The 18,885-nt window shown below is 69.1% G+C and carries 36 protein-coding genes; 5 read left to right on the forward strand and 31 right to left on the reverse strand.

Annotated features, from left to right (window positions below; all coding sequences use genetic code 11):
* Positions 1–8: 8 nt before the first annotated feature.
* The 20 genes from CFN78_RS29055 to CFN78_RS06790 all read right to left on the reverse strand — a co-directional run bounded on the left by CFN78_RS29055 (position 9) and on the right by CFN78_RS06790 (position 11,429).
* Entirely contained in the window at positions 9–173 is a 165-nt protein-coding gene (locus CFN78_RS29055; RefSeq protein ID WP_165777470.1) for a hypothetical protein, read from the reverse strand.
* 11 nt (positions 174–184) lie between these two features.
* Positions 185–784 carry a DUF7426 family protein gene (locus CFN78_RS06700; protein WP_094861728.1) on the reverse strand — a complete coding sequence of 200 codons (600 nt, stop codon included), beginning with the start codon at positions 782–784 and terminating at the stop codon, positions 185–187.
* 17 nt (positions 785–801) lie between these two features.
* Positions 802–1,287, reverse strand: a complete 486-nt coding sequence (locus CFN78_RS06705; protein WP_094861729.1) for a phage tail tube protein — start codon at positions 1,285–1,287, stop codon at positions 802–804.
* On the reverse strand, positions 1,284–1,715 hold the full coding sequence (locus CFN78_RS06710) for a minor capsid protein (RefSeq protein ID WP_240519331.1): 432 nt from the start codon (positions 1,713–1,715) through the stop codon (positions 1,284–1,286). Before CFN78_RS06710 ends, CFN78_RS06705 begins: the two co-directional genes overlap by 4 nt.
* A 29-nt stretch (positions 1,716–1,744) precedes the next feature.
* On the reverse strand, positions 1,745–2,092 hold the full coding sequence (locus CFN78_RS06715; RefSeq protein WP_094861731.1) for a hypothetical protein: 348 nt from the start codon (positions 2,090–2,092) through the stop codon (positions 1,745–1,747).
* The gene (locus tag CFN78_RS06720) at positions 2,089–2,412 is read right to left on the reverse strand and encodes a hypothetical protein (RefSeq protein ID WP_094861732.1); all 324 of its coding nucleotides are present in this window, start codon (positions 2,410–2,412) and stop codon (positions 2,089–2,091) included. Before CFN78_RS06720 ends, CFN78_RS06715 begins: the two co-directional genes overlap by 4 nt.
* A complete protein-coding gene (locus tag CFN78_RS06725; RefSeq protein WP_094861733.1) occupies positions 2,406–2,834 on the reverse strand; it encodes a hypothetical protein in 429 nt (142 codons plus the stop codon). Before CFN78_RS06725 ends, CFN78_RS06720 begins: the two co-directional genes overlap by 7 nt.
* Positions 2,831–3,118: a hypothetical protein gene (locus CFN78_RS06730; protein ID WP_094861734.1), complete on the reverse strand. Its 288-nt coding sequence runs from the start codon at positions 3,116–3,118 to the stop codon at positions 2,831–2,833. The genes CFN78_RS06725 and CFN78_RS06730 overlap by 4 nt, the downstream gene beginning before the upstream one ends.
* On the reverse strand, positions 3,115–3,999 hold the full coding sequence (locus CFN78_RS06735) for a glycoside hydrolase family 19 protein (RefSeq protein ID WP_094861735.1): 885 nt from the start codon (positions 3,997–3,999) through the stop codon (positions 3,115–3,117). The genes CFN78_RS06730 and CFN78_RS06735 overlap by 4 nt, the downstream gene beginning before the upstream one ends.
* A gap of 24 nt (positions 4,000–4,023) precedes the next feature.
* On the reverse strand, positions 4,024–4,791 hold the full coding sequence (locus CFN78_RS06740) for a hypothetical protein (protein WP_094861736.1): 768 nt from the start codon (positions 4,789–4,791) through the stop codon (positions 4,024–4,026).
* Entirely contained in the window at positions 4,788–5,027 is a 240-nt protein-coding gene (locus tag CFN78_RS06745; RefSeq protein ID WP_094861737.1) for a hypothetical protein, read from the reverse strand. Before CFN78_RS06745 ends, CFN78_RS06740 begins: the two co-directional genes overlap by 4 nt.
* Entirely contained in the window at positions 5,024–5,407 is a 384-nt protein-coding gene (locus CFN78_RS06750) for a hypothetical protein (RefSeq protein WP_094861738.1), read from the reverse strand. The genes CFN78_RS06745 and CFN78_RS06750 overlap by 4 nt, the downstream gene beginning before the upstream one ends.
* On the reverse strand, positions 5,404–5,583 hold the full coding sequence (locus CFN78_RS06755) for a hypothetical protein (protein WP_094861739.1): 180 nt from the start codon (positions 5,581–5,583) through the stop codon (positions 5,404–5,406). Before CFN78_RS06755 ends, CFN78_RS06750 begins: the two co-directional genes overlap by 4 nt.
* A 165-nt stretch (positions 5,584–5,748) precedes the next feature.
* Positions 5,749–6,087, reverse strand: coding sequence for an SAP domain-containing protein (locus CFN78_RS06760; protein ID WP_094861740.1), 339 nt, complete (start codon positions 6,085–6,087; stop codon positions 5,749–5,751).
* Between the two features lie 12 nt (positions 6,088–6,099).
* Positions 6,100–6,942, reverse strand: coding sequence for a phage major capsid protein (locus tag CFN78_RS06765; RefSeq protein ID WP_094861741.1), 843 nt, complete (start codon positions 6,940–6,942; stop codon positions 6,100–6,102).
* Positions 6,943–7,120: 178 nt separating this feature from the next.
* Complete coding sequence (locus CFN78_RS06770) at positions 7,121–7,450, reverse strand: hypothetical protein (protein ID WP_094861742.1); 330 nt, start codon at positions 7,448–7,450, stop codon at positions 7,121–7,123.
* Positions 7,447–8,154 (reverse strand): hypothetical protein, encoded by a 708-nt coding sequence (locus CFN78_RS06775; RefSeq protein WP_094861743.1) that lies wholly within the window; start codon positions 8,152–8,154, stop codon positions 7,447–7,449. Before CFN78_RS06775 ends, CFN78_RS06770 begins: the two co-directional genes overlap by 4 nt.
* 132 nt (positions 8,155–8,286) lie before the next feature.
* On the reverse strand, positions 8,287–9,366 hold the full coding sequence (locus CFN78_RS06780; protein ID WP_094861744.1) for a phage minor capsid protein: 1,080 nt from the start codon (positions 9,364–9,366) through the stop codon (positions 8,287–8,289).
* Complete coding sequence (locus tag CFN78_RS06785; RefSeq protein ID WP_094861745.1) at positions 9,359–9,598, reverse strand: hypothetical protein; 240 nt, start codon at positions 9,596–9,598, stop codon at positions 9,359–9,361. Before CFN78_RS06785 ends, CFN78_RS06780 begins: the two co-directional genes overlap by 8 nt.
* 253 nt (positions 9,599–9,851) lie before the next feature.
* Positions 9,852–11,429: a hypothetical protein gene (locus tag CFN78_RS06790; protein ID WP_094861746.1), complete on the reverse strand. Its 1,578-nt coding sequence runs from the start codon at positions 11,427–11,429 to the stop codon at positions 9,852–9,854.
* 76 nt (positions 11,430–11,505) lie between these two features.
* Between CFN78_RS06790 and CFN78_RS06795 the strand changes: the two genes are divergently transcribed.
* From CFN78_RS06795 to CFN78_RS06810, 4 genes are read left to right on the forward strand one after another with little or no spacing between them, the layout of a single operon-like run.
* Positions 11,506–11,895, forward strand: coding sequence for a hypothetical protein (locus CFN78_RS06795; protein WP_094861747.1), 390 nt, complete (start codon positions 11,506–11,508; stop codon positions 11,893–11,895).
* Positions 11,896–11,908: 13 nt separating this feature from the next.
* Complete coding sequence (locus CFN78_RS06800; RefSeq protein WP_094861748.1) at positions 11,909–12,115, forward strand: hypothetical protein; 207 nt, start codon at positions 11,909–11,911, stop codon at positions 12,113–12,115.
* 10 nt (positions 12,116–12,125) lie between these two features.
* The gene (locus CFN78_RS06805) at positions 12,126–12,830 is read left to right on the forward strand and encodes a hypothetical protein (protein ID WP_094861749.1); all 705 of its coding nucleotides are present in this window, start codon (positions 12,126–12,128) and stop codon (positions 12,828–12,830) included.
* Between the two features lie 52 nt (positions 12,831–12,882).
* Positions 12,883–13,386: a hypothetical protein gene (locus tag CFN78_RS06810; protein ID WP_094861750.1), complete on the forward strand. Its 504-nt coding sequence runs from the start codon at positions 12,883–12,885 to the stop codon at positions 13,384–13,386.
* Here CFN78_RS06810 and CFN78_RS06815 read toward each other — a convergent pair.
* The 4 genes from CFN78_RS06815 to CFN78_RS06830 form a co-directional block, all read right to left on the reverse strand.
* Entirely contained in the window at positions 13,383–14,639 is a 1,257-nt protein-coding gene (locus tag CFN78_RS06815) for a PBSX family phage terminase large subunit (RefSeq protein ID WP_094861751.1), read from the reverse strand. The genes CFN78_RS06810 and CFN78_RS06815 overlap by 4 nt on opposite strands.
* Entirely contained in the window at positions 14,636–15,169 is a 534-nt protein-coding gene (locus CFN78_RS06820) for a hypothetical protein (protein WP_094861752.1), read from the reverse strand. The genes CFN78_RS06815 and CFN78_RS06820 overlap by 4 nt, the downstream gene beginning before the upstream one ends.
* Positions 15,170–15,286: 117 nt before the next feature.
* Positions 15,287–15,523: a hypothetical protein gene (locus tag CFN78_RS06825; RefSeq protein ID WP_094861753.1), complete on the reverse strand. Its 237-nt coding sequence runs from the start codon at positions 15,521–15,523 to the stop codon at positions 15,287–15,289.
* A gap of 104 nt (positions 15,524–15,627) precedes the next feature.
* Positions 15,628–15,807, reverse strand: a complete 180-nt coding sequence (locus tag CFN78_RS06830) for a hypothetical protein (RefSeq protein ID WP_094861754.1) — start codon at positions 15,805–15,807, stop codon at positions 15,628–15,630.
* Positions 15,808–16,009: 202 nt separating this feature from the next.
* Between CFN78_RS06830 and CFN78_RS06835 the strand changes: the two genes are divergently transcribed.
* On the forward strand, positions 16,010–16,291 hold the full coding sequence (locus CFN78_RS06835) for a hypothetical protein (RefSeq protein ID WP_094861755.1): 282 nt from the start codon (positions 16,010–16,012) through the stop codon (positions 16,289–16,291).
* A gap of 46 nt (positions 16,292–16,337) precedes the next feature.
* Here the strand turns inward: CFN78_RS06835 and CFN78_RS30080 are convergent, their stop codons facing one another.
* The 7 genes from CFN78_RS30080 to CFN78_RS29060 form a co-directional block, all read right to left on the reverse strand.
* Positions 16,338–16,940 (reverse strand): WhiB family transcriptional regulator, encoded by a 603-nt coding sequence (locus CFN78_RS30080; RefSeq protein ID WP_276307326.1) that lies wholly within the window; start codon positions 16,938–16,940, stop codon positions 16,338–16,340.
* Positions 16,937–17,185: a hypothetical protein gene (locus tag CFN78_RS06845; protein WP_094861756.1), complete on the reverse strand. Its 249-nt coding sequence runs from the start codon at positions 17,183–17,185 to the stop codon at positions 16,937–16,939. Before CFN78_RS06845 ends, CFN78_RS30080 begins: the two co-directional genes overlap by 4 nt.
* Positions 17,185–17,592, reverse strand: a complete 408-nt coding sequence (locus CFN78_RS06850; RefSeq protein WP_205660450.1) for a RusA family crossover junction endodeoxyribonuclease — start codon at positions 17,590–17,592, stop codon at positions 17,185–17,187. Before CFN78_RS06850 ends, CFN78_RS06845 begins: the two co-directional genes overlap by 1 nt.
* Positions 17,593–17,698: 106 nt before the next feature.
* Positions 17,699–18,061, reverse strand: coding sequence for a DUF4326 domain-containing protein (locus CFN78_RS06855; RefSeq protein ID WP_094861757.1), 363 nt, complete (start codon positions 18,059–18,061; stop codon positions 17,699–17,701).
* A complete protein-coding gene (locus CFN78_RS06860) occupies positions 18,061–18,378 on the reverse strand; it encodes a hypothetical protein (RefSeq protein WP_094861758.1) in 318 nt (105 codons plus the stop codon). The genes CFN78_RS06855 and CFN78_RS06860 overlap by 1 nt, the downstream gene beginning before the upstream one ends.
* Complete coding sequence (locus CFN78_RS06865; RefSeq protein WP_094861759.1) at positions 18,375–18,740, reverse strand: hypothetical protein; 366 nt, start codon at positions 18,738–18,740, stop codon at positions 18,375–18,377. Before CFN78_RS06865 ends, CFN78_RS06860 begins: the two co-directional genes overlap by 4 nt.
* The gene (locus CFN78_RS29060) at positions 18,733–18,873 is read right to left on the reverse strand and encodes a hypothetical protein (protein ID WP_165777471.1); all 141 of its coding nucleotides are present in this window, start codon (positions 18,871–18,873) and stop codon (positions 18,733–18,735) included. Before CFN78_RS29060 ends, CFN78_RS06865 begins: the two co-directional genes overlap by 8 nt.
* Positions 18,874–18,885 lie beyond the last annotated feature (12 nt).

Consider the following 18,885-nt stretch of genomic DNA (forward strand, 5'->3'; position numbering starts at 1 on the left):
CCCGGGTGTCACTCGCGGACGATCCCGAGCTGCGCGTCCAGGTCCTCAATGGACGCCTCCGCCGTACCGCCGGTGTTGCCCGTGTCGGCTGTGAGGGACAGGCGGGTCAGCGACTTCGGGGACAGCCCGGTCAGCCGCACGGTGAACCACCGCCACGTCTTCCGCCTCAACACGGCCCGCGCGCTCAGGTCGACGTGGTACTCCCGCTGGAAGTCCGCTTCGATGAGCGACCAGCGTTGGAAGTAGTCGCCCCACGTGAGCGGGCTGCCGCCGCCTTGGAGTTGCGCGGCTTCTTCGGGCTGGATGAACGCGGGGATGTCTTCGACGGACGCGACACGCCCGTCGAACCGGCCGGGGGGCTGACATCACCCTCTTCGAGCTTCCCACGGGTCCACACGTGCCGGGCGACCTGGGATCCGTTCATGTGCCACGCGAACAATGTCGCTCCAATGTGGAGCATCACCGGAAACGACACCTTGTTGTCGATCAGCTTCTGCTTCATCTCGTCGCCGATGAGGGCCATGTACAGCTCGTTCTCGTCGGTGCCGTTGAGCTGATCGACGAGCTTCTGCGACGGCGTGAAACGGTACGGCCGCTTCTCGGCCTCCGCCTGCTGGCGGTCTTCGACGTAGCGCTGCATCTCGGCACGCATCACCTGGAACTCCAGGGCAGTGCCGAGATCCAGGGACGCCGAGAAGCTGTACTCGACGCCGTGGACGGGGAGGACGAGTGGTTCGTTGGTGGTCTCGTCCTCGAAGTGGCGGTAATCGGGGAAGGTGGTCACGGCCGGGGTTCTCCTGATCAGTCGAGGTCGACGGTGGCGGCGGACAGGACACCGGAACCGGTCAGCGACCCGTTGAACGGGGAGACGCCCTTGACTTCGCCGCCGGTGCCGTTCCAGTTGACCGACACACGACCCTGGTAGCCCTTGCCGTTGTCCGTGCGGAACAGGCGGACGTCGGCGTACGCCTCGGATCCGGTCTGGATTCCCCGGGCGCGCAACGCTTCCTGGCCCGGGTCCTCGACCGGCGAGTCGTCGGGGCCGGTGAACCCCTCGAACCCCTCGTAGTCGACCTTCCACGACCGGAACGTGGTGAGGGAGTCGGCCCAGCCGCCGGAGTCGAAGTCCGACGTGTCGACCTCCTCGGCCTCGATCGGCATTTCCAGCTTCGTCATGCCGCGGACCGTGGTCCACACCGGGGTTTCCTCGGTGCCGGTGTTCACTTCGAGGCGCTGGAATCGGACGGCCCGCTTCTTGAGCGGCGCCGGGGGAGTAGGCGTGGTCATGGCGCGGGTACCTCCGTGAGTAGATGGATCTGGAACGACACCGACCATCGGCGCCTACCGGCTTGCGGTTCCAGTTCGAGGGGCGACGATTCGTTGGCGTCGCAGGTGAAGACGTGCCGTACATGCGCGGTGCCCGCCGCCCACGTCACCTCTGCCGTATCGCGTAAGGCGAGGCGGATCCGCTCGGCGAGCACCCAACCGGCCTCATGCCCCGCATCGGTCGCGGTGCGCACGATGACCTGCAGCTCCGGCCACTCGTAGCCGGACAGGTCGTCGTCGGGTGGGAAGCTCGTGCGCGGGTAGACGCACACGGCGGTGGCGGGCTTGTCGGGCATGTCGACGACATGGCACGGCGGCACGTCACCAGGCGCGCCCGGCGGGTACCGGACCAGGCCGAGTGACGCGAGATGCAGCGCCAACGTCTTCACCAACACGACATGATCGTGAGACCAGGGTGTCACCCGCCGGATGCGCGTCGGGTCTGGTCGGCGATGTGCTGCTGCAGCCGGGCAGCGTTGGCGCGCAGCGGGTCACCCAAGTACCGGGCTTTGCGCCCGTTCTGGTGCCGCCATTCCAGTTCTTCGTGCTGGCGTGCGGCGTACACGGTGTCGTAGGAGACGGCGGCCTGCTTGCGGTCCCCGGTGAAGTCCGTGGACACCTTCGCCGAGCGGGACAGGTCGCCCTGGTCGTACGGCACCTGTTGCTGCGACAGCCGTTTCAGCTCGGTCGCGGCTTCCTCGATGCCACGCTCGAACCCCGCGACCAGCCGCGCCGCGGCCTCATCCAACCCGTCGAGGCCGCTCATTCGACCAGCACCTCATGGTGCATGACCGTGCCGTCCACCCACGCCGGCGAATCGACTTGCACGATGGTGCGCCAGTCCGGGGTGTCCGGGTCCTCCGCGAACTGGTCACCGACGGCGGGGGCTACGACGGCGGGGGCGTAGATCATGCCGGTGACCGTCACGACACGGCCCTCCGCGGTCTGGATCTGCCGGGATGTCTTCTCCCACCGCACCTCGATGCGCAGCGCCGGTCCGTAGCCGGGGCCGTCGCCGCCGTCTTCGAGGTAGCGCCGGAACCCGGCGCGGTGCGGGGTGCCGATGAAGCGGAGGAGATTCACCACGACGCCACACCGCCACCGATCACATACGCCGCGGCGAGCGCTTCGATGACCGCCATCGGCAGACGGCCATCATCGTCACGTGACCTGGCGTTGCCGCCTGCCGTGCGTGGCCCGGCGACGGTCAGGGTGTTCGTCGAGATGCTGCCGCCCTCCGCGAGCAGAGCACCGGCGCCGCCGCCGATCTGGTCGAGCGCCGCATCCTGCGCCGCCCGCGTACGTCGTGCGGCGATCAGCTCCGCGACAGCGGCCACCAGGTGCCCCCGCACGGTCTCGTCCTCGGCGCGCAGGGTGTCCGGGTCCAGGCGCGGCCGTCGCACCGTCTTCGGCTCGATGGTGCGCACCGCCTTGTCGACCTCCCGCTGCGTCACCGAGGGGTCGGCGTCGAGGTACGCGGTCACCTCGGCGGGGGTAGCCCAGATCACCGCGGGTCCTCGGGGTCGTCCTCGTCGTCGACCGGGTACGTGCCCTGCACCGGAGGCGGCGGCAATTCCGGTGCGGGCTCGACGTTCGCCGGGCCGAGGAGGGTCGCCACCGCGGCGAGGACCGTGCAGATCACCGCCGCCACGGTCTGGTCCACGGTGACGCCGACGAGACCGAGCACGACGATCACGGCCGCCGGGGTCGCGGCACCCGCGAGGGCAGCGAAAGCCTTGGCGTACCGCTGAAACACGCTGACCGGAGACGGGTTCAGGTTGTGGGTGCTCACTTTGTGGCCGCCTTGAGTTCGTTCACGGCGTCGCGGATCGCGGCGAGCGTGTCCACCTGGAACTGGCGGAAGTCCACAAGGGACACATCGCCCTTGCGCCCGTCCCGGTTCAGGTCGGGGGTGTTCCCCAGCGTCGACGCCATCCAGTCCACTTTGGACTGGATCGCCTTCACCTGCGCGGCCGTCTCCGCGACCCTCCTGTCCACGTTGTTCATCCACGACTGGACGGTCTGCTTATTGCCAGCCCAGTCGTCGAAACCGTCGTTGAAAGCCATGCTCTCGATACCTCCGGGTCGGTGCGGTGCGGGAGTGGAGCCACCGCCGGACGGCAGTAGCGCGGCGCCGAGCTGGAGGCACCGGTTCCAGCGGGCGCGACGGTCGGTGAGGCCGTTCAACCCGCCGTTGATCGATCGGGTCGCCGCTTCCAGCTCGCGGCGGTCGGCCTGCCCGTTCAGTGCCGGGCGGGCGACGGTCCAGTACCAGGACGCGGCGAGGAAGCCCCACTTCGAGGTGGCGACGGCGGCGGGGTTGTTGACGAACGTGTTCGCGTCGGACACGAGACCCGTGGCCCTGCACCAGACGCCGAACCGGCCGTAGTTGTGCCGCCCGGTGAGCTGGATCGGGCCGCGGCCCTTGAATCGCTTCCCGTCACCCGGGTGGATGTTGCCGAGGTCCTTGCGACCCTCATACGCCGCACCGGACGCGATCTCCTCCATGTACCGCAGGCCGACCGACTCGTGGCCGATCTGTGCGCAGTACATGGCGGCCCGGTTCACTGTGGTGCACCCGGCCTGTCGGAGCGCGACGTTGAAGTCCCCGATGTAGCGGTCCGCGACCGCCCGGGAGCAGCCCATCGCCGTCGCCAGCGTCTGTGCGTCCATACCGGCAACGGTGCGGGCCCGGTGTTACCCGGCGGCTGGTGTCTCCGAAGCGGGCGGCGGCGCGGGCAGCGGCTCGCACTGCGCGTCCGGCAGGCGGATGTCTTCGACCGTCGGCGGCGCCGTGTAGGTGGTGCGCTCCACGCACACGCCGTCCGTGTTCCGTCCGATCGCCCGCGACAAGATGCCGCGCCCGTCCGCGCCCTTCGCGCCCGGGTCGCCCTTCGGCGGCACACACTTCGGGTCGGTCGGGTTGTCGAAGCAGAACGCGTTGCGGCCGTCCGCGCCGTCCTCCGGCTCTCGGATCTGCTCCAGCACCGTCCGCACGATCAGCGGATAGTCCACCGGCGCCGCTGCAGCACCGGCCGGGCCTGGCGGCGGGTCCGGGGTGAGCGCGCGGACACGGCGCACGATCTCGTCGTAGTCGATCGGCGGGGCGGGTTCGCCGGGTGCAGCGGCGGGCACCAAGCCTGGGTTGTCGCGGATGGTTGTGACGATCAGGGTGCGGAGTTCGGCGTCCGAGCGGCGCGGGACGTTGACCGTCACCGGGACCTGTTCGCGCTTCACCTCGGCGGCTTTCTGGCAGGTCGCGGGGTCGACGTCCTTGTCGTCGCGGGAGCAGTCGGACAGGGTGCGGTCGGCGAGGTCGATGGCCTGCACCTCGACGCGTTGCTTCTCCTGCACCGCAGCCTCTTTGCCGTCGGCGGTGATGTAGCCGGTGGCGGCAGCGAAGACGACCATCACCGCGATACCGACCTTCTTGACGCGCTCGTTGGTGCGCTCCGATCCGATCACGGCTTCACCTCGTCGGAGTCCGGTTCCTTGGGTACCGGCGGGTAGTCGACCTTCGCCGCGTCGAGCAGCGGGTGGAGCTGCCGGTAGATGTAGCGCTTGAGCGTCGAGATGTAGTCGCGGGCGATGTCGCGGTCGGCGATCGCCGCCTTGTCCTTGCGTCCCCGGGTCGCGAGGTACGTGAAGAGTCCGGTGCCCAGGGTGGCGATGGCCGTCCACAAACCGTTGAGGTCGGTCACGCGGCCTCCCGGTACATGGCCGACACCAGGAAGTGCGCGCCAGCGAGGAGGGTGAAGGCGAGGGCGGTCGTGAGGTTCGTGATCGGCGTCGACGACAGCGCCCCGATCCATCCGGCGGCCGCGTAGCCGCCGCACGACGCAGCGCACAGCGAGTGCCCCACCTGCTGACCCACCAGGACTGTGGTCGCCGCGAGCAGCGAGAGCCCGGCGACACCGAAAAGCCACGGCCACCAGTCGTTCAGCTCGCTGATGACGGAGACCCGGCCGGGCACCGACGGCGACGAGTGCAACGCCGGTGCGAGCCACACCGTGGCGAAGGCGAGTTGCCCGAGCGCGAGGAAGAACGACAGGGTGCGCCGCGGGTAGCGGTCGCGGGTCACTCGTCGTGCGGGGTGGGAGGTGGCGGCGCGTCGAACGTCTCGCCGGGGCGCATCTCGGCGCCCTGCGGGTCGTTCAGTTCGTCCATGCCCTGATCGGTCTCGGTTGAGCCGGGGGCGGGGACGGTGACGTAGCCGAGACGGTCGTACACGGCCTCAAGCTCCGAGCCCGTGGTCACCGCATGTGGGTGTCCCTGCTCGTGCTGAGCCATCCAACGAACCGACATTCGATCCTCCAGAGATGATGGTAGAGGGTGGGAGCCCCCGACGGTCGGCGCCACCTTCCCCGCGGCGACCACCACAGACACCGCTCACGGCCTCGCCGGTCGCGGGGGCTCCCGGTCTCACTCGCCGAGCCGGCTGTTGATGCGGTCGGCGAGGTCGGACTTGCTGCCGGACGTGGGCAGCCCCAGCTCGCTCGCCATGGTGCGTAGCTCGTCGCCGGTGTGCTCGTCCGGGTCGACACCGGCGGTAGGCGTGGCGCCCTCATCGGGCACCTCGCCGCTGCCAATGTCGTCGGCGGGTTCGCTGTCGTCGAACAGCGACGGATCGTCGTCGACGGGCTGCGCGGTGAGGGTCGTCGTGGTGTCCGCGTAGGTGGTCACCGAATCGGTAGAGCCACCCTCCGGGAACCGGTCGGACGCCTCAACAGCGCGCACCGTCGTGTGCCTGCGTGTCAGCATCAGCCACCGCCCTTACGGGGTCGTCGGCTGCGGCGCGAAACGCGCTGCACCGAGCCGGCGGGTGGCGCGGTACACGCCGTAGTGGACGTTGACGGTGATGACGTTCGAGCGGGCCAGGATGTCCCGGTCCGTCTCGACCAGCGGACGCCGCTTGTAGGCCAGGATCAGGGCCCGCCTGCGCACCAGGGTCGCACCCGTGACCGTCGCCCGGTTCGACACGGCGATCGGGATCGACCCCCACAGCGAGCCGATGGCCCCGGTGAACAAGGTGGCGGCCGCGCCGGCCTTGTCGCGGGTCTGGAACCGCTCGTCCTTCATGATCTCGATCTGCTCCCGCGGGGAGATGATGAGACCAGCGAAAGCGTCCTGCCACTCGCCCTCGTCCAGCTCGCCGAAACCGGCGATCGCTTCGAGAACGGCGTCCACGGAGAACGGCTCGCCGACATCGAAGGATCCGGCACCAGCCTTGGACACCTCGGCGTGGAGGTCGGCGTCGATCTTGGAGGTGGCGCCGAGGGTGAGCTGGCGGCGGGCCTCGGCTTCGGGGTTGCCGACGGGGTATAGGCGCGCCCGGTCGGTGAGTTCGACGCCCTTCGCGGCTTCCTTGATGAGCATCTTCTCGCCGTCGGTGTCCATCTTGACGGGGACGATGACCTCGGTCTCGTCGATGTCCTCGGCGTCGCCGATGTAGTTCCACCAGTTCATGGACAGCTCGTTGCCGGGCTGCCCTTCGAGGCGGGTGTTGACTTCGGCGAAGGGGGCGAGGCGGATCTTGTTGGGCAGCTCGGCGGCGATCATGTCTTCCCAGACTTCGGGGATGATCGGGTCGAGGTCGGTGCTCGTGGTCTGTGCCACGGTGGCCTCCAAGGGCGGTGACGGACGGGGGGTGTTGCCGTGGTGTCGCTCGTCAGCGCCCCGGGGAGTGCCGGGGTGATGCCTCCTGCGCGTCGCCGCGCCCCGTCCGTTTACCGCCCGTCGGCGCCCGCTGGAGTACTGCGGGGTGTCCCTCCGTGAACAGAATCAGCGGGCAGTGTCACCTGCCCTGCGCGCGTGTGGCGATGCCGCTCACGCTCTCGATGAGCTTGTCGACGCGAACCCGCTCGTGGTCGTAGTCCTTGCGGAGCTGCCGGGAGTCCGCAGTGCCGCCGTAGTGCACCGCCAGCGCCTCGTACAGTGGGCGCGCGATGCTCTCGGGGATGTTCAGCCTGGACGGCTCTGTCGTTTGGTCAACGGTCTCGACGGTCGCGCCGTCGGCGGTGATCGCCGTGACGACACGACTGTCGGGCGCGAGGGTGCCGATCACGATCGACAGCGATCGGCGCAGTATGTCCGGGATAACGTCGGCGACGTACGGCCCGTTCACTTCTTCTCCTGCTCGGCGAGCTGCTTGTACAGGCCCTTGTTGTCCCGGTACAGGGCGGTGCGTTCGTCGACGTCCATGGCCTTGAACTGCTCCAGGGTCACGGTCTGCTGGCCGCCGCCGGACCGGTCGCCGCCGGACGACTGGGGCAGGTTGGTCCCCTTGAACTCCGGCACGTCCTCCAACGCACTGTCCACGGCGGACTGGATGGCGGCCTGCACCTTCGCGTCATCGCCACGGTCTACGCCGTCGAGGGCGCCGGAGATGTCGCACAGCTTCACGAACCGCTCGACCCGCTCGGGCTTGATACCGGCCGCCAACGCGAGCGCTTTCGCTTCGGCGCGGTCGGCGCGCTGCACAGCCTTCGATGCGGTGCCCTGCGCGTCCTCCAGCGCTTTCGCCGGGTCAACCTGATCCGGATCCTCCCCGCCCAACAGCGCGGCGAGTTTCTTGTTCTGCTCGGTCTGCTTCTGCTGCCACGACTGCTCGGCCTTGCCGAGGCGGTCGGAGATGATGCGGTCGAGGTCGGCCTGCGTGAACCGCTTACCCGCGTCGTCGCCGGGCTTGGCGGGTTCAGCGGGCGGGGTGCTGCCGTCGCCCGCGGGGGGCGTGGTGGCGGGTGGCTGCTGTCCGGCCGGGGGAGCGGCGGGCGGTGCGGCGGGGTCGGCGGGCTGCCCGGTGGCGGGCGCGGTGGTGGTCTCAGGCATGTGGTGGATCGTGCGGGCGCAGTGTCACCGAGACGGCCCCTGGAAACGCGAAACCCGGCCCGCCCACCGTCCGGAGGGCTGCCGGGTTCACTTCACCTAGCCTACTGGCCAGCGCCCGCAGAGGTTAGCACGCTAGCGGGCACCGGCGGGTCTTTCCCGGTCCCGTTTGCGGATTTGCCCGGTGCGGTCAGTGTGCGCCGCGATGCGCCCGGACAAGTCCCGTTGCTGCTGCCGTAGCTTGCGTCCGGTGTGGGTGTCGCCGAACTCCCGGGCCGCGGCCTGCCGCCGTTTCAGCTCGCGCATTCGGCGTTCCATCGCCCGTAGCTGCTGCTGCTCTCGGTAGCCCTTCGGGTCCTGGTCTGGCTCGTCGACGACGGTCAGGCCCGGCGTGTGCCGGTCGAGGCGGTGTGTGCAGTTGGGGTGCTGTAGCCCGGCGGCGAACGCTACCGCGACGGGTGCGACCACCCGGTGTCCGTCCACTTCGGAGCCGACGGACACACCGGAGATGGAGAGGAGCTTTCCTTCCCACGGGCGGCACAGGTGGCACTCGCGGGGCGAGTCGGAGACGACCACGACGTCGAGGCCGCGCGCGGTCATCTCGTCCAACTGGCCTTGCACCGCTACCTGTCCGGCGGCGGTGCGGCCGGCCATGCGCACATAGCTGTCGAGGTGCCAGCGGCGCCCGGCCTGGTCGGCGAACCGGTCCTGCCCGTCGGCGAGCAGCTTGTCCACAGACATGGCTACCGCGTCGCGGCGGGTGATGGTGCCGGTTTGCATGAGGAGTTCGGTGTCGGTCACGGCACGGCGGAAGGTGTCTTCGTGGGCGCGGACGACGGGGAGCATGGTCGCCGCCAGCCGGCCGGCCAGTTGCTCGGCGAGCTGCTGCACCACTTCCGGTCGCGACCCGATCAGGATGCCGTTGGTGCCGCGGGCGATCCGCGACGCCCCCAGACGGCGGGCCTCTTCGAGCGCGGCGGCGGCGAGCCGCGGTGTGGAGGTGTCGGTGCGCGCCATGATCGCGAGCAGTTCGTCGCGGATCGCGAGGACCTGGCGTGCTTTGACCTCGGCCCACCCGTCCGACGTGATGCCCTGCGCGAGACGGCGGGCGACGGTCGCGATCATCCGCTCGGCGGCCACATCCCATGTGTCGAGCAGCGCCTTGAGCACCACGGCGGCGTCGGCGGGGTTCACGCCACGGGGCGACTCAGCCATCGCCCACCGCCTGGCCGCGAGATTCCTCGACGAGCGCTTCGGCGACTTCGAGGTCGAAGTTAACTGGCAACCCGAGCAACGATGCCTGTCCGGCGCACCGTTCGGCAGTCGCCCTCAGCATGGAGCGGATCGGTTCGCGTAGACCGGGCGGCTCGATCAGGTACAGGTGGTTCAGCGCCTCAGTGACGAGCGCGACGGTACTGCGAGGCGTGTGATGGGTGAAGTCGCTCATCAGCCATACGCCTCCGCCCGTGCCTCTTCCTGGCACGTGCACCCGCGTATCGCGCAGCCGTTGGCCCGTATCGCGTGCGGCGGCTGATAAGCGAACTCACCCCACGTCCTGCGGCACTCCCGGCACTCGCGTTGAAGTCGGTAGCCGTATCGCTCGGCCATCAGGTGAAGCGCTGCCGCGCCGCACCCCGGGCAGACGCACCAAGGCCGGGCGGGTGAGGGGTGGCCCCACCCTCGCGGCCTCGCTATCTCGCTCACACGTCCTCCTGCGCATCCTCGCCGTCGGCTTGGTCGGGGGTTTCGTATCCGGTGAGCGGGTCCGCAGCGCGGGTCGCTGCGCGTTCGGTTTGGAGGCGGGCGACTTCCTCCGCGATCTCGGATTCGCGCCACTCGGGGTGCGCCATTTCGACGCGGGTCTGCACCGACATCGCCTCCGCCCGCACCAGCAGGTCGATGGTTTCGGCGGTCTCTTTCGGGTCGGCCTGGTCGGCGGGCCACTCCAGCACCGGACGACCGTCGGGAACCTTGCCGCCGAACAGCACGCGGTCGATGAGGGCGAGGGTTTCGGCGCAGCGTTCGACGGCCGGCTTCCAGTACTGCCGTTTCCGATTCCGTGTGGCGGACGACTTGCGTTCGCGGCGGGCCATCGCCGTGCCGCTGAGCTGTCCCTCGACGTGGAGGCCGAACGTCTGCGGCGCGTACCCGCCACGGCTGACGATCTGCTCGACGAGGGCGAGCGCGGTCGCCGAATGCTCCGCGACACGAAGATCGAATTGGACCTGCTCGATGCCAGTCGTCTTGCCCTCGCTGTCCGGGGGCAGCCCGCCGAGGGGGGTGAAGATCTCGCCATCGGTGTCGAACGCCTTGGTGGGCGTCGATCCCTTGCGTTTGCCGAAGAAGCGGTCGGTGGCGGTCTGCACGTGCCCGGCGCGTTCGCGGGGCGTCACCGCATCCAGGTAGTCGGACGGCACGACGAGGCGGGCGCGGCCGAGGCGGAGGTCCCGCATCCACGAGTCCCACGTCTCATCCAGCGCATCCAGCAAGGTCTCCTGCCCCTGGATGTCGGCCCGCCCATGCGGAAAACGGCTGAGCGGCTGAGGCAGGTCGTTGGGGACGTACTCGACGAGCAGCCCACCATCACGGCGGATCGCGGTCGTGTCGATGACCCCACCCGTGTCGCCGGCGAGGAGCCGGGTGTCCGGGTGATCCGCCAGCGACATGAGGCGGCCGATGTTGGTGGTGGTGCCGCGCCACAGCTCGTGCCGAATCTGGCCCGGTTCGTGGTGCTCCAGCCACCGCCACACGTAGCCGTCTCGCTCTCCCAGGTCGGACTCGAAGGTGACCGAGGTGAGCCGCCCGAACCGGAACTGCGGGTGCGCCTCGTGCGCGGGGACGACGGTGAGAAGGGGGTGCGGGGCGGTCGCGGAATCCCACTGCGGGCGCAGATACACGCCCCCCACGGCGGCATCCACCTCCGCAGCCTCCACCAAGCTGTTGGTGAGGCCGATGTTGGCGGCCAGCGCGTCCCACGCCTCCTGACCACTGTCGGCGACATCGAGCCGCACCGAATCCCCGAACAGCAACTCGGCGCTGGTGCGCGCAATGTCCCCAGCCAGCGGAAGATGCATCTGCCGCTTCGTCGCGTCGGCGGCACGCCGCTCCCAATAGCCGCCCGGCACGAGGCGCGGCGTGTGCGTGCGGAGCTGTTCGAGGTCCCCGGACCACCACGCCCGCCACGCTTCCCACCGCGGGCGCATGGCGTCGTTCCCGGGTGGCGGCCACGCGGAATCAGGGGTGATCAGCACCAGGTCACGGTGGCGGATGGGTGTCACTGAACCCGCCCTTGCACTTTGACTCGCAATGAGTCATAGTTGTCGTATCACCGCAGCAGAGCCCACGGAGGACACCATGAACGACATCACCGCCGAGTACGTTCGCCCCCGCGGCCGCGGCGTCACCCGCAGCGAAGGCGGCTGGGTCCTCCTCGACGTCGACGGCCGCCGAATCTCCCCGCAGTCGCAGCGCTGGCAGACCCAGGAAGCCGCCGAGGCCGAGATCCCCGCCTACGCGGCCTCCGCAGCCCGCAAGGCCGCACAGGCAGCCGCTGCGCCCACTGTCATGGCTGAGCCTGCCTACCGGACCAGCCAGACCGGGTGGTCCGACGCCGCCAAGCGCCGCGAAGGCAAGCCCGTCGACCTCGGCTACATCGGCGCCCCCGGCCTCGGTTTCGCACTCCCCACTCCCACCAAGGGCGGCGGCTGCTACTTCTGCGGCGTCGTCGGCTGCACCGACTGCTGAAAGGAACCCCGTGATGCGCAACGAAATCGTGACCTCCGCCGACGTCGCCCGCAGTGTCCGTCTGACCCTCGACACCGTCGAGGGCACCTACGACGTACAGGCGATCACCGCCGAGCTGATCGCCACCTACGACCTCACGAGCAGGCACCCCGCCCACAGGCTCGACCTGATCGACGACGCCGAGTTCTGGGCCATCGTCGCCAAGCACGCCACCGACTGACGGAGCAGCCATGCCCACCGTGACCCTGAATCTGCGCAACGACCCCGCCCACCTCGACGAGATCGAGCTGGACGACCTCACGCCGAAAGCGCGTGCGCTGGCGCTGGCGATCGCTGCGAGCGAGCTGCACACGCCCGGCCTGATCCACGCGATGCACGAGAGCGGGGAAACCCGCCCGTGGCGCGGCTGGGCGCACCAGTTCCCTCGCGCTCTCGTCACCACGCCATCCGGCTACCTCGAGATCGAAGCGCGCGCGTTCCCGCCGGACTGGCAGATCCCCACCCACGACCGCACGCGGCTCCCGGGGCAATGGGTGATCGAGCACGCCGACGACCTCGTGGACCGGGACGGCGCGCTGACTCGGCTCCGCGCGCGCGGGATTCGGCCCTCCCACGAGGAGTTCCGCGCGCGCACCAGCAAGGGGGACATGCCCCGGCCCGCCCGCCACGTCTCCACCGGCGGCACGGAGATGCCGCTGTGGTCGGCCGCCGACCTCGACACGTGGGCGCGGGAGCACGTCGTCACCACCACCGAGGCCGCACCGCTCATGGGCGTCCGCGACGCACCAGCAGCCCGACGCAAGCTCGACCGCTGGGGCGTGCAGCCCATCTTCCGGCAGCCCGGCCGCGACGGCCAGAACCTCTACGACACCGCCGAGATCAGGGAGCGTGTCGCCCAAGCACCCGGCCGAGGGGCACGCACGGACCTCACGTAACGCACCCGCCACCTGCGGCGACTACGAGGCAGGAGACGACAGGAGACCCACCGTGGCCACGCCGACCGACATCCCCATCCGCCGAAACCGGCGCCCCCAACTGATCGCCGGGGCAGTCCTGGTCGCGGGCATCGCCGCCGGCGCCACCTACGCACTCACCGGCAACAGCGACGCCGACCCCATCGAGCGCGGCACGTTCGAGGGCCGCGGCACCATCACCATCGCCGACACCACCGCCGTCGGCTACCGCAACCCCGCCGACGCCATGGCTGCCAGCGCCCCATGCGAGGGCTCCGGCGACCACAGCTACCTGTATCCCGGTCCGGGCATGACTGCTGCCGCGCCCGACGAGATGCTGGACACCGGGGTGCCGATGCTGGTCGGATTCGGCGAGGTCAAGGCAGGTACGTCGACAGCCGGGCAGTGCGTGTTCCCGTTCACCGTCGATGTGGGCGACCAGTGGGGCCGCTACACCATCACCGTCGGCGCACACGACCTGGGCACCGTCACCGAGCAGCAGCTACGGGACGGCACCGCGACGCTCACCGTCGACTAGGCGGCGTCGAGTTCGGTGGTGGCGGCCAGGTCGGGGAGCCAGTGCCGCCACACCAGGCGGGCCGCCATGATGCCGTAGCGCAGGGCGTCGGGTCCGTGGTCGGCGGTCTTCACCGGCTTCTCCTCACCCCGCTGCAGGGCGGTTTCGTCCCACACGTAGCCGCACATCTCGTCCCACAGGTGCGGGCACGCTTTCTGGTCGATGACCAGCTTCCCCCCGGAGATAAGGGACGCGGTGTTGCGGATGCCGACGTCGACCCGGTTGTCCGCCGATCGGATGCTCGGCCACCCGTCGGTGCGCATCTGCACCCGCAGCGACGCCGCCGACGGGTCCAGCACCGTGTGGGGCTCGACGGGCAGGTTTTCGATGAGCGGCCCGGCCCATGCGGCGAGGCGCTGCGAGATGGTCGCATCGGTGAGCTGCCCTTTCTCCCGGCCGTCGTGACGCCATTCCGCGACCGCGTGCAGACGGTCGTCGGCGAGCACCAGCAGCACCGCGTGCGTCGGGTTGCTGGTGCCGTAGTCGATGGCGACCCAGCCGCGGTGCCACCGGTCCCGGGGCGGGGCGGGCGCGCAGTGCACCTGCTCGTCGAGCATGTCGTAGATCGCGCCCTCAGCCGCCACCCACAGGCCAAGGATGAACCGCTTGTACCAGAGCCCGGTGTACTGGGCCTTGTACTGGCGCTTCTTCTGCTCGGAGATGCCCGGGTTGTCGTCGAGGATGAAGTGGAACGACTTGAAACCGAGGTCGGTTTTTCCCTCGCGGGCAAGGAAGTTCTTCCGGAACCAGTGCGCCGGGTTGTCGGGGTTGGTGGTGCCGAACAGGCGGGCGCCGTCGATGGAGAGACGACCGAGAAGCTGGTTCCAGAACTGCTCCTGCAACAGGGTGATCTCGTCGACGTACGCGCCGGCGAGCGTCAAGCCGCGGATCTTCCCCTCGGCCTTGATGTCGTTGGCGCCGATGACGTGGACCAGCCGGCCGACGATGCGGCATGTCGGGGCGCCCCGGGTGTAGGTGATCGCGGCGGGGTGCATGTCGGCGATGACGTCGAGGACGTTGCGGGCCAGCGTGTCCCGGGTTTTCCCGACCATCGCCAGTGGGCCGGGCGGGGCGCTCTTCACGTACAGCAGCCACGCGATGATCGACGCCACCGTTTTTCCCGACCGGATGGACCCTTCCCAGCAGGTGATGGGGGCGGTGGCGTCGAGGATGCTGTCTTGCTGCTTGACGGACAGCATCACCGTGTCGGTCACTCGGTGGCCTCACCGAGCCGTGACAGGTGCTCGCGGTCCTGCCGTGCGTCGCGCAGCCCGGATTCGAGCTTGTCGAGGAAGCCGCGGGCTTCGCCGGCACCGGACAGGTCGGATTGCAGGCGGGCGAGCGCGGTGGCGGTGTTGCCGAGCCCGTTTATGGCTTGGCCGATGTTGCGCCAGTCTTCGGGGCCGTTGTGGACGTCTTCGATCTCGGCGCCGGTCATGGTCTTGACGACGACCTGATGCGAGTCGAAACGTTTGGAGAGGATTTCGCGGGCGGCTTCGAGCGCTTCGAGTTCGAGGGCCTGCCGGTGTTCGGCGAGTTGGGCGGCGCGGGTGGCGGTGGCGGCCTCGGTCTGCGCCCTCTTGTGTTCCCAGGCGTCGGCGCGGCCGTTGCGTTCGGCGATGCGGTGGATGGTGTCGAGGGACACCCCGAAGTCGGCGTGGAGCTGCCGGTAGGACGGCGGCCCGGCGTCGATGGCGGCGATGATCGCGGCCTCGACGTCGGGGTCTGTGGGCTGCCAGGGCATGGGGTGATCTTGCGGCGGGGGTGTTACTCGCCGCGTTGTTCGGCGGCGCGGGCTTCGGCGACGGGACTTTTTGACGGCGCCGGCAAAAAGTCTGCGGTCGGTGACGCTACTGATTGGCTACCCGTGGGTGCGGCGTTCGCGGTCGTCGGCGCGGCGCGGCCGGTGAAGGGGGTGGTCGGCGGGGTAGCCATTGGCGTCGGGCAGCATCGGAATGGGCAATCGCCATGCGGGGTTGTAGGTCCGCTCGATCGTCCAGTCGCCGAGTTCAGCATGGAGCACGGACTCTGCTTGCTCACGCAGCGGGAACATTCGCAGCTCGCCGGTGTCCTTGTGGATGGCCCGGTATCCGTACATGCCTGCCCCTGGTGGTGGTTGGGGCCGGTGCGTAGAGCTTCCCCCTCCACGACCGGCACCCGACACGGTAGAACACGTGTTCGACTGTGGCAAGATGGCGCAGTCTACGGAAGTCGGAGAATGGAGATGCGCGCCGCCGGCTCGGTCATCGTCCACTCGCCGGTAGTCGCGACCGTGAACATGGCGGGGACCTCCAGTCGGGCATGGGAGAGATCCACGGCCTCGATCTGCCCTTCGTGCTCCGTCCCGTCGTGCATGGTTGCCCTGTACTCGAACATCGGCATGGTCGCTCCTCTGGTGGTGGTTCCTGGTAGTCGCCGTCGTCGGCGGGCTCGTTACGTGCGGGCGGCTCGTACTCGCCGAGCGGCCGAATCGTGATCGTCATGCCGGAGAGAGCGTCAACGGACCGCGTTCCGGCGCGGCTACGCCCGATCGTGTAGCGGACGCGGCGGTAACGCCTGGACGTCGGGATGCGAGATCCCGGGCATGACTGAGTTCAAGCCAGGGATCATCTATTACGTCAACGGTGAGCAAGTGGGGGGAGACGAGTTCCCAGGTGGCCTTTATCCTCAGATCGGCGCCGGGATCGTATGGGACGACGGGAAGCGCTACCGGGTCGAGGACACCTGGTTCGTTCACGAGAAGCACGGTGCGATGGCGCGTGGGGCGCTCCACGTCTTCCTCTTGCCGGTCAACAACTCTGACGATCGTCCGGGGAAAATGCACCCCCGGTACTTCGGGTATAAAAGCGCCGGCCGCGTCTGGTAACTCACGGCTCCAGTTCTCTGTTCGGCGCTGATTCCCTCGATCGTGCCTATGCGGCAAGTTCGAGCGTGGGCGGTCCGAGGGGCCGGGTCCATTTCGGCGCCGGTAGGCCGGGCAGGGGGAGGAGGAGCTGTCCGGGGCATTGGCGGCGGCGCATGTAGGTGACGGGGCCGGCGACGGCGAGGGGCGACAGCCAGATGTCGCGTTGTTGCCGTGCGCGGCGGACGCGGGCGCGCCGGTCGAATTCGTAGACGGCGTGGGCCTGCTTGCAGTCCTGGCAGTCGCATCCGTGCTTGGCGTACCGGCTGTTGGTGCCGTGGTCGGGGAGGACGGACGGCGGCGGGTAGTCGTAAGCGGCGGCGACCCCTTTCCGGTCGCGGCGGTCGAGGCCACCGTGGATGCCCCACGGCTCCCCGCGTTCGAGGGCCGAGGTGGCGCAGTCGAGGCGCAGTGGGCATGCGGCGCAGATGAGCCTCGCAGCACGGTGTTCGGGGGTGCCCGGTCGCGCCTCGATCCACGCATTCCAGACGACCCGATCCCCGTCCTTGTCCACGGTCCTGCGCATGGACAGTTCCGGGAACTCGGCACACAGCGCGCGGTCGTGCCATTCGGGGAAACTGCGGGGGAGGCGCGGCACATCGGCGGCGGTCACGATGCGACCTTCTTCGCCTCGATGGCCTGCCGGACCTCGTTGACGTCGTTGACGTTGGGGCGGCGCATGTATGCCAACCCCTCATCGAATCCACTGCGGTGACCGTCGTTGTAGCCCGTGGCGTAGATCCGCTCTGCGAGGCGCCGCAACGTGTACAACTCGGACCCGGACACTTCCGGGGGGATGGAGTCGTCGAGTACGCACGCAAGTTCCGCGGGCAGGTAGGTCGGCTTGGGAGAGTCCATCAGCTCTGTACCTCCACGGTGAGCCACAGTCGCCGCACGCCGGGTCCTCTGTGGATTTCGGGCATCCGCTTGGTCATGTGCTCGGGGGTGTCGTCGGGGACGAGTTCGAGGCCGATCCAGTCGCGGCGCGGTCCTCGGGCGAGCGCGTCGCAGGCGGCCTTCAACGTGGGGACGAGGTTGTCGGCGTCGCGCCGGCGGTTGTCGCCGGGCCGGTAGTGGAGGGTGACGGTGAGGTGGTGGCCGGAGGGGATGCGGGCCGTCTTCGCGGCGTTCGTGACTCCGAGGCGCACCAGGTTCGTGAGCGCGGACCGGGCACGCCAGTGCAGACGTTGGTTCGAGGTGAGCGGCGGCGCGTTCTTCACCATCGGCACGTCCAGTTCGAACGTGAGCGTGTCCACTGTGGTCACCGGTTCCTCCGATCGTTGTCGAGGGTGCGTTGCCTGGTGGATTTCCCGCTGTCCCGGTAGGCCCGGTAGCAGGAGGTGACGTACGCCCACAACCACCAACGGCGGGTCACGACTGGTCTCCCTCGTTGGCGATGCGCAGCAGGACGTCTGCGTGGCAGGGCTGATCGAGCGGGCACCAGCAGCAAAGGTCCCGGCCGCGTAGGTCGCCACGGTCAAGCGCGGCCTTCAGCTTGACGTGGGCGACGATCAGTCCCCGGTCGCACACCCACGGGTCCAGCGTGTCCTGTCCGATCCAGTTCCGGAACGCGGCAACAACTTCCTGCGGGGTGGTTCCGCACCGGATCGTCGGCCAGCAGTAGTCGACCCCTGCACGGAACGGGTTGCCGTAGACGCTGGGCCGCCCGACATACACAGCTCCCTCGGGCATCCGCCACCCGGCGGTGCGTTTCCGCTGAATCCTCTGTGGCATCACGCCTCCTCGGTGAGAGCACGGATGGCGGCACGGGCTTCGTCGTACCACTCGTGCACGTCGGTGAAACTCGTGGTCGTGCCGGTCTCGAATGTGTCGTGGATCGCGACGGCAACGCGGTGGATCGCCACCGGGTCGGCTGGATTCGTTGGGGGACGCCACCCGGCGGCGAGGATGCGCTCGGCGATGTGCCCGCCGTCCAGGTGGCAGTCGATGGCGAGCCGGATGAACGCGGCCAACTCGTCGCGGTCGAAAGGGTTCTCGCAGAAGATCGCTTTTGCAGCCGCGTCGGTGAGCCGCTTCGACAACTCGCTCATCGCTTCTCCTCGGGTAGAAGTGCCGCCAGTCCCAGCGCAGCCATCAAATCCGCCATACGCAACGTCTTCCGTCGCACATTCACCAGCGCATGCACCCGCTCCGACTGGCGGGCCAGCTCGCGGGTGTGCTCGTCGATGCTGGCCATGCGCGCCGCGTGCCGCTGCTCTGTGGACGTGATAGCCGCAGCCAGCATCGCCCGAATGTCGGCCACCTGGGCATCCACAGCGGCGCTCGTCATGAGCACGCCGTCCGAGATCAACTGATCGATCCACTGGTCCCGGCCCCACCTGTCCGTGTAGGCGCGACGCTCGTAGCTGGCAAGCTGGCTCTCCGATATGAGGTCCGTCCAGGTCTCACCCATCGATGCACACCCCGTCCTCCCACACAGTCACCCCGGTAGCAGGGGACCCACCACAGGTCTTTTCCGTGTACACCTGCACGAGCGTTTGGGGGTCGTGCTTTTCGAGGATGGTGATCAGCTCTTGCACGGTCATCGGTTCTCCTTG

It is taken from the genome of Amycolatopsis antarctica (assembly GCF_002262875.1).
Taxonomy (GTDB): domain Bacteria; phylum Actinomycetota; class Actinomycetes; order Mycobacteriales; family Pseudonocardiaceae; genus Amycolatopsis; species Amycolatopsis antarctica.

What these genes read in the sequence shown, in the direction of transcription:
- CFN78_RS06835 (WP_094861755.1), top strand. Translation starts at nt 16,010, where the DNA reads ATGACTGAGTTCAAGCCAGGGATCATCTATTACGTCAACGGTGAGCAA.
- CFN78_RS06785 (WP_094861745.1), bottom strand. Translation starts at nt 9,598, where the DNA reads ATGAGCGACTTCACCCATCACACGCCTCGCAGTACCGTCGCGCTCGTC.
- CFN78_RS06705 (WP_094861729.1), bottom strand. Translation starts at nt 1,287, where the DNA reads ATGACCACGCCTACTCCCCCGGCGCCGCTCAAGAAGCGGGCCGTCCGA.
- CFN78_RS06865 (WP_094861759.1), bottom strand. Translation starts at nt 18,740, where the DNA reads ATGGGTGAGACCTGGACGGACCTCATATCGGAGAGCCAGCTTGCCAGC.
- CFN78_RS06715 (WP_094861731.1), bottom strand. Translation starts at nt 2,092, where the DNA reads ATGAGCGGCCTCGACGGGTTGGATGAGGCCGCGGCGCGGCTGGTCGCG.
- CFN78_RS06780 (WP_094861744.1), bottom strand. Translation starts at nt 9,366, where the DNA reads ATGGCTGAGTCGCCCCGTGGCGTGAACCCCGCCGACGCCGCCGTGGTG.
- CFN78_RS06760 (WP_094861740.1), bottom strand. Translation starts at nt 6,087, where the DNA reads ATGCTGACACGCAGGCACACGACGGTGCGCGCTGTTGAGGCGTCCGAC.
- CFN78_RS06820 (WP_094861752.1), bottom strand. Translation starts at nt 15,169, where the DNA reads ATGCCCTGGCAGCCCACAGACCCCGACGTCGAGGCCGCGATCATCGCC.
- CFN78_RS06855 (WP_094861757.1), bottom strand. Translation starts at nt 18,061, where the DNA reads ATGCCACAGAGGATTCAGCGGAAACGCACCGCCGGGTGGCGGATGCCC.
- CFN78_RS06795 (WP_094861747.1), top strand. Translation starts at nt 11,506, where the DNA reads ATGAACGACATCACCGCCGAGTACGTTCGCCCCCGCGGCCGCGGCGTC.
- CFN78_RS06825 (WP_094861753.1), bottom strand. Translation starts at nt 15,523, where the DNA reads ATGTACGGATACCGGGCCATCCACAAGGACACCGGCGAGCTGCGAATG.
- CFN78_RS06805 (WP_094861749.1), top strand. Translation starts at nt 12,126, where the DNA reads ATGCCCACCGTGACCCTGAATCTGCGCAACGACCCCGCCCACCTCGAC.
- CFN78_RS06775 (WP_094861743.1), bottom strand. Translation starts at nt 8,154, where the DNA reads ATGCCTGAGACCACCACCGCGCCCGCCACCGGGCAGCCCGCCGACCCC.
- CFN78_RS06860 (WP_094861758.1), bottom strand. Translation starts at nt 18,378, where the DNA reads ATGAGCGAGTTGTCGAAGCGGCTCACCGACGCGGCTGCAAAAGCGATC.
- CFN78_RS06800 (WP_094861748.1), top strand. Translation starts at nt 11,909, where the DNA reads ATGCGCAACGAAATCGTGACCTCCGCCGACGTCGCCCGCAGTGTCCGT.
- CFN78_RS06845 (WP_094861756.1), bottom strand. Translation starts at nt 17,185, where the DNA reads ATGGACTCTCCCAAGCCGACCTACCTGCCCGCGGAACTTGCGTGCGTA.
- CFN78_RS06735 (WP_094861735.1), bottom strand. Translation starts at nt 3,999, where the DNA reads ATGGACGCACAGACGCTGGCGACGGCGATGGGCTGCTCCCGGGCGGTC.
- CFN78_RS29060 (WP_165777471.1), bottom strand. Translation starts at nt 18,873, where the DNA reads ATGACCGTGCAAGAGCTGATCACCATCCTCGAAAAGCACGACCCCCAA.
- CFN78_RS06830 (WP_094861754.1), bottom strand. Translation starts at nt 15,807, where the DNA reads ATGCCGATGTTCGAGTACAGGGCAACCATGCACGACGGGACGGAGCAC.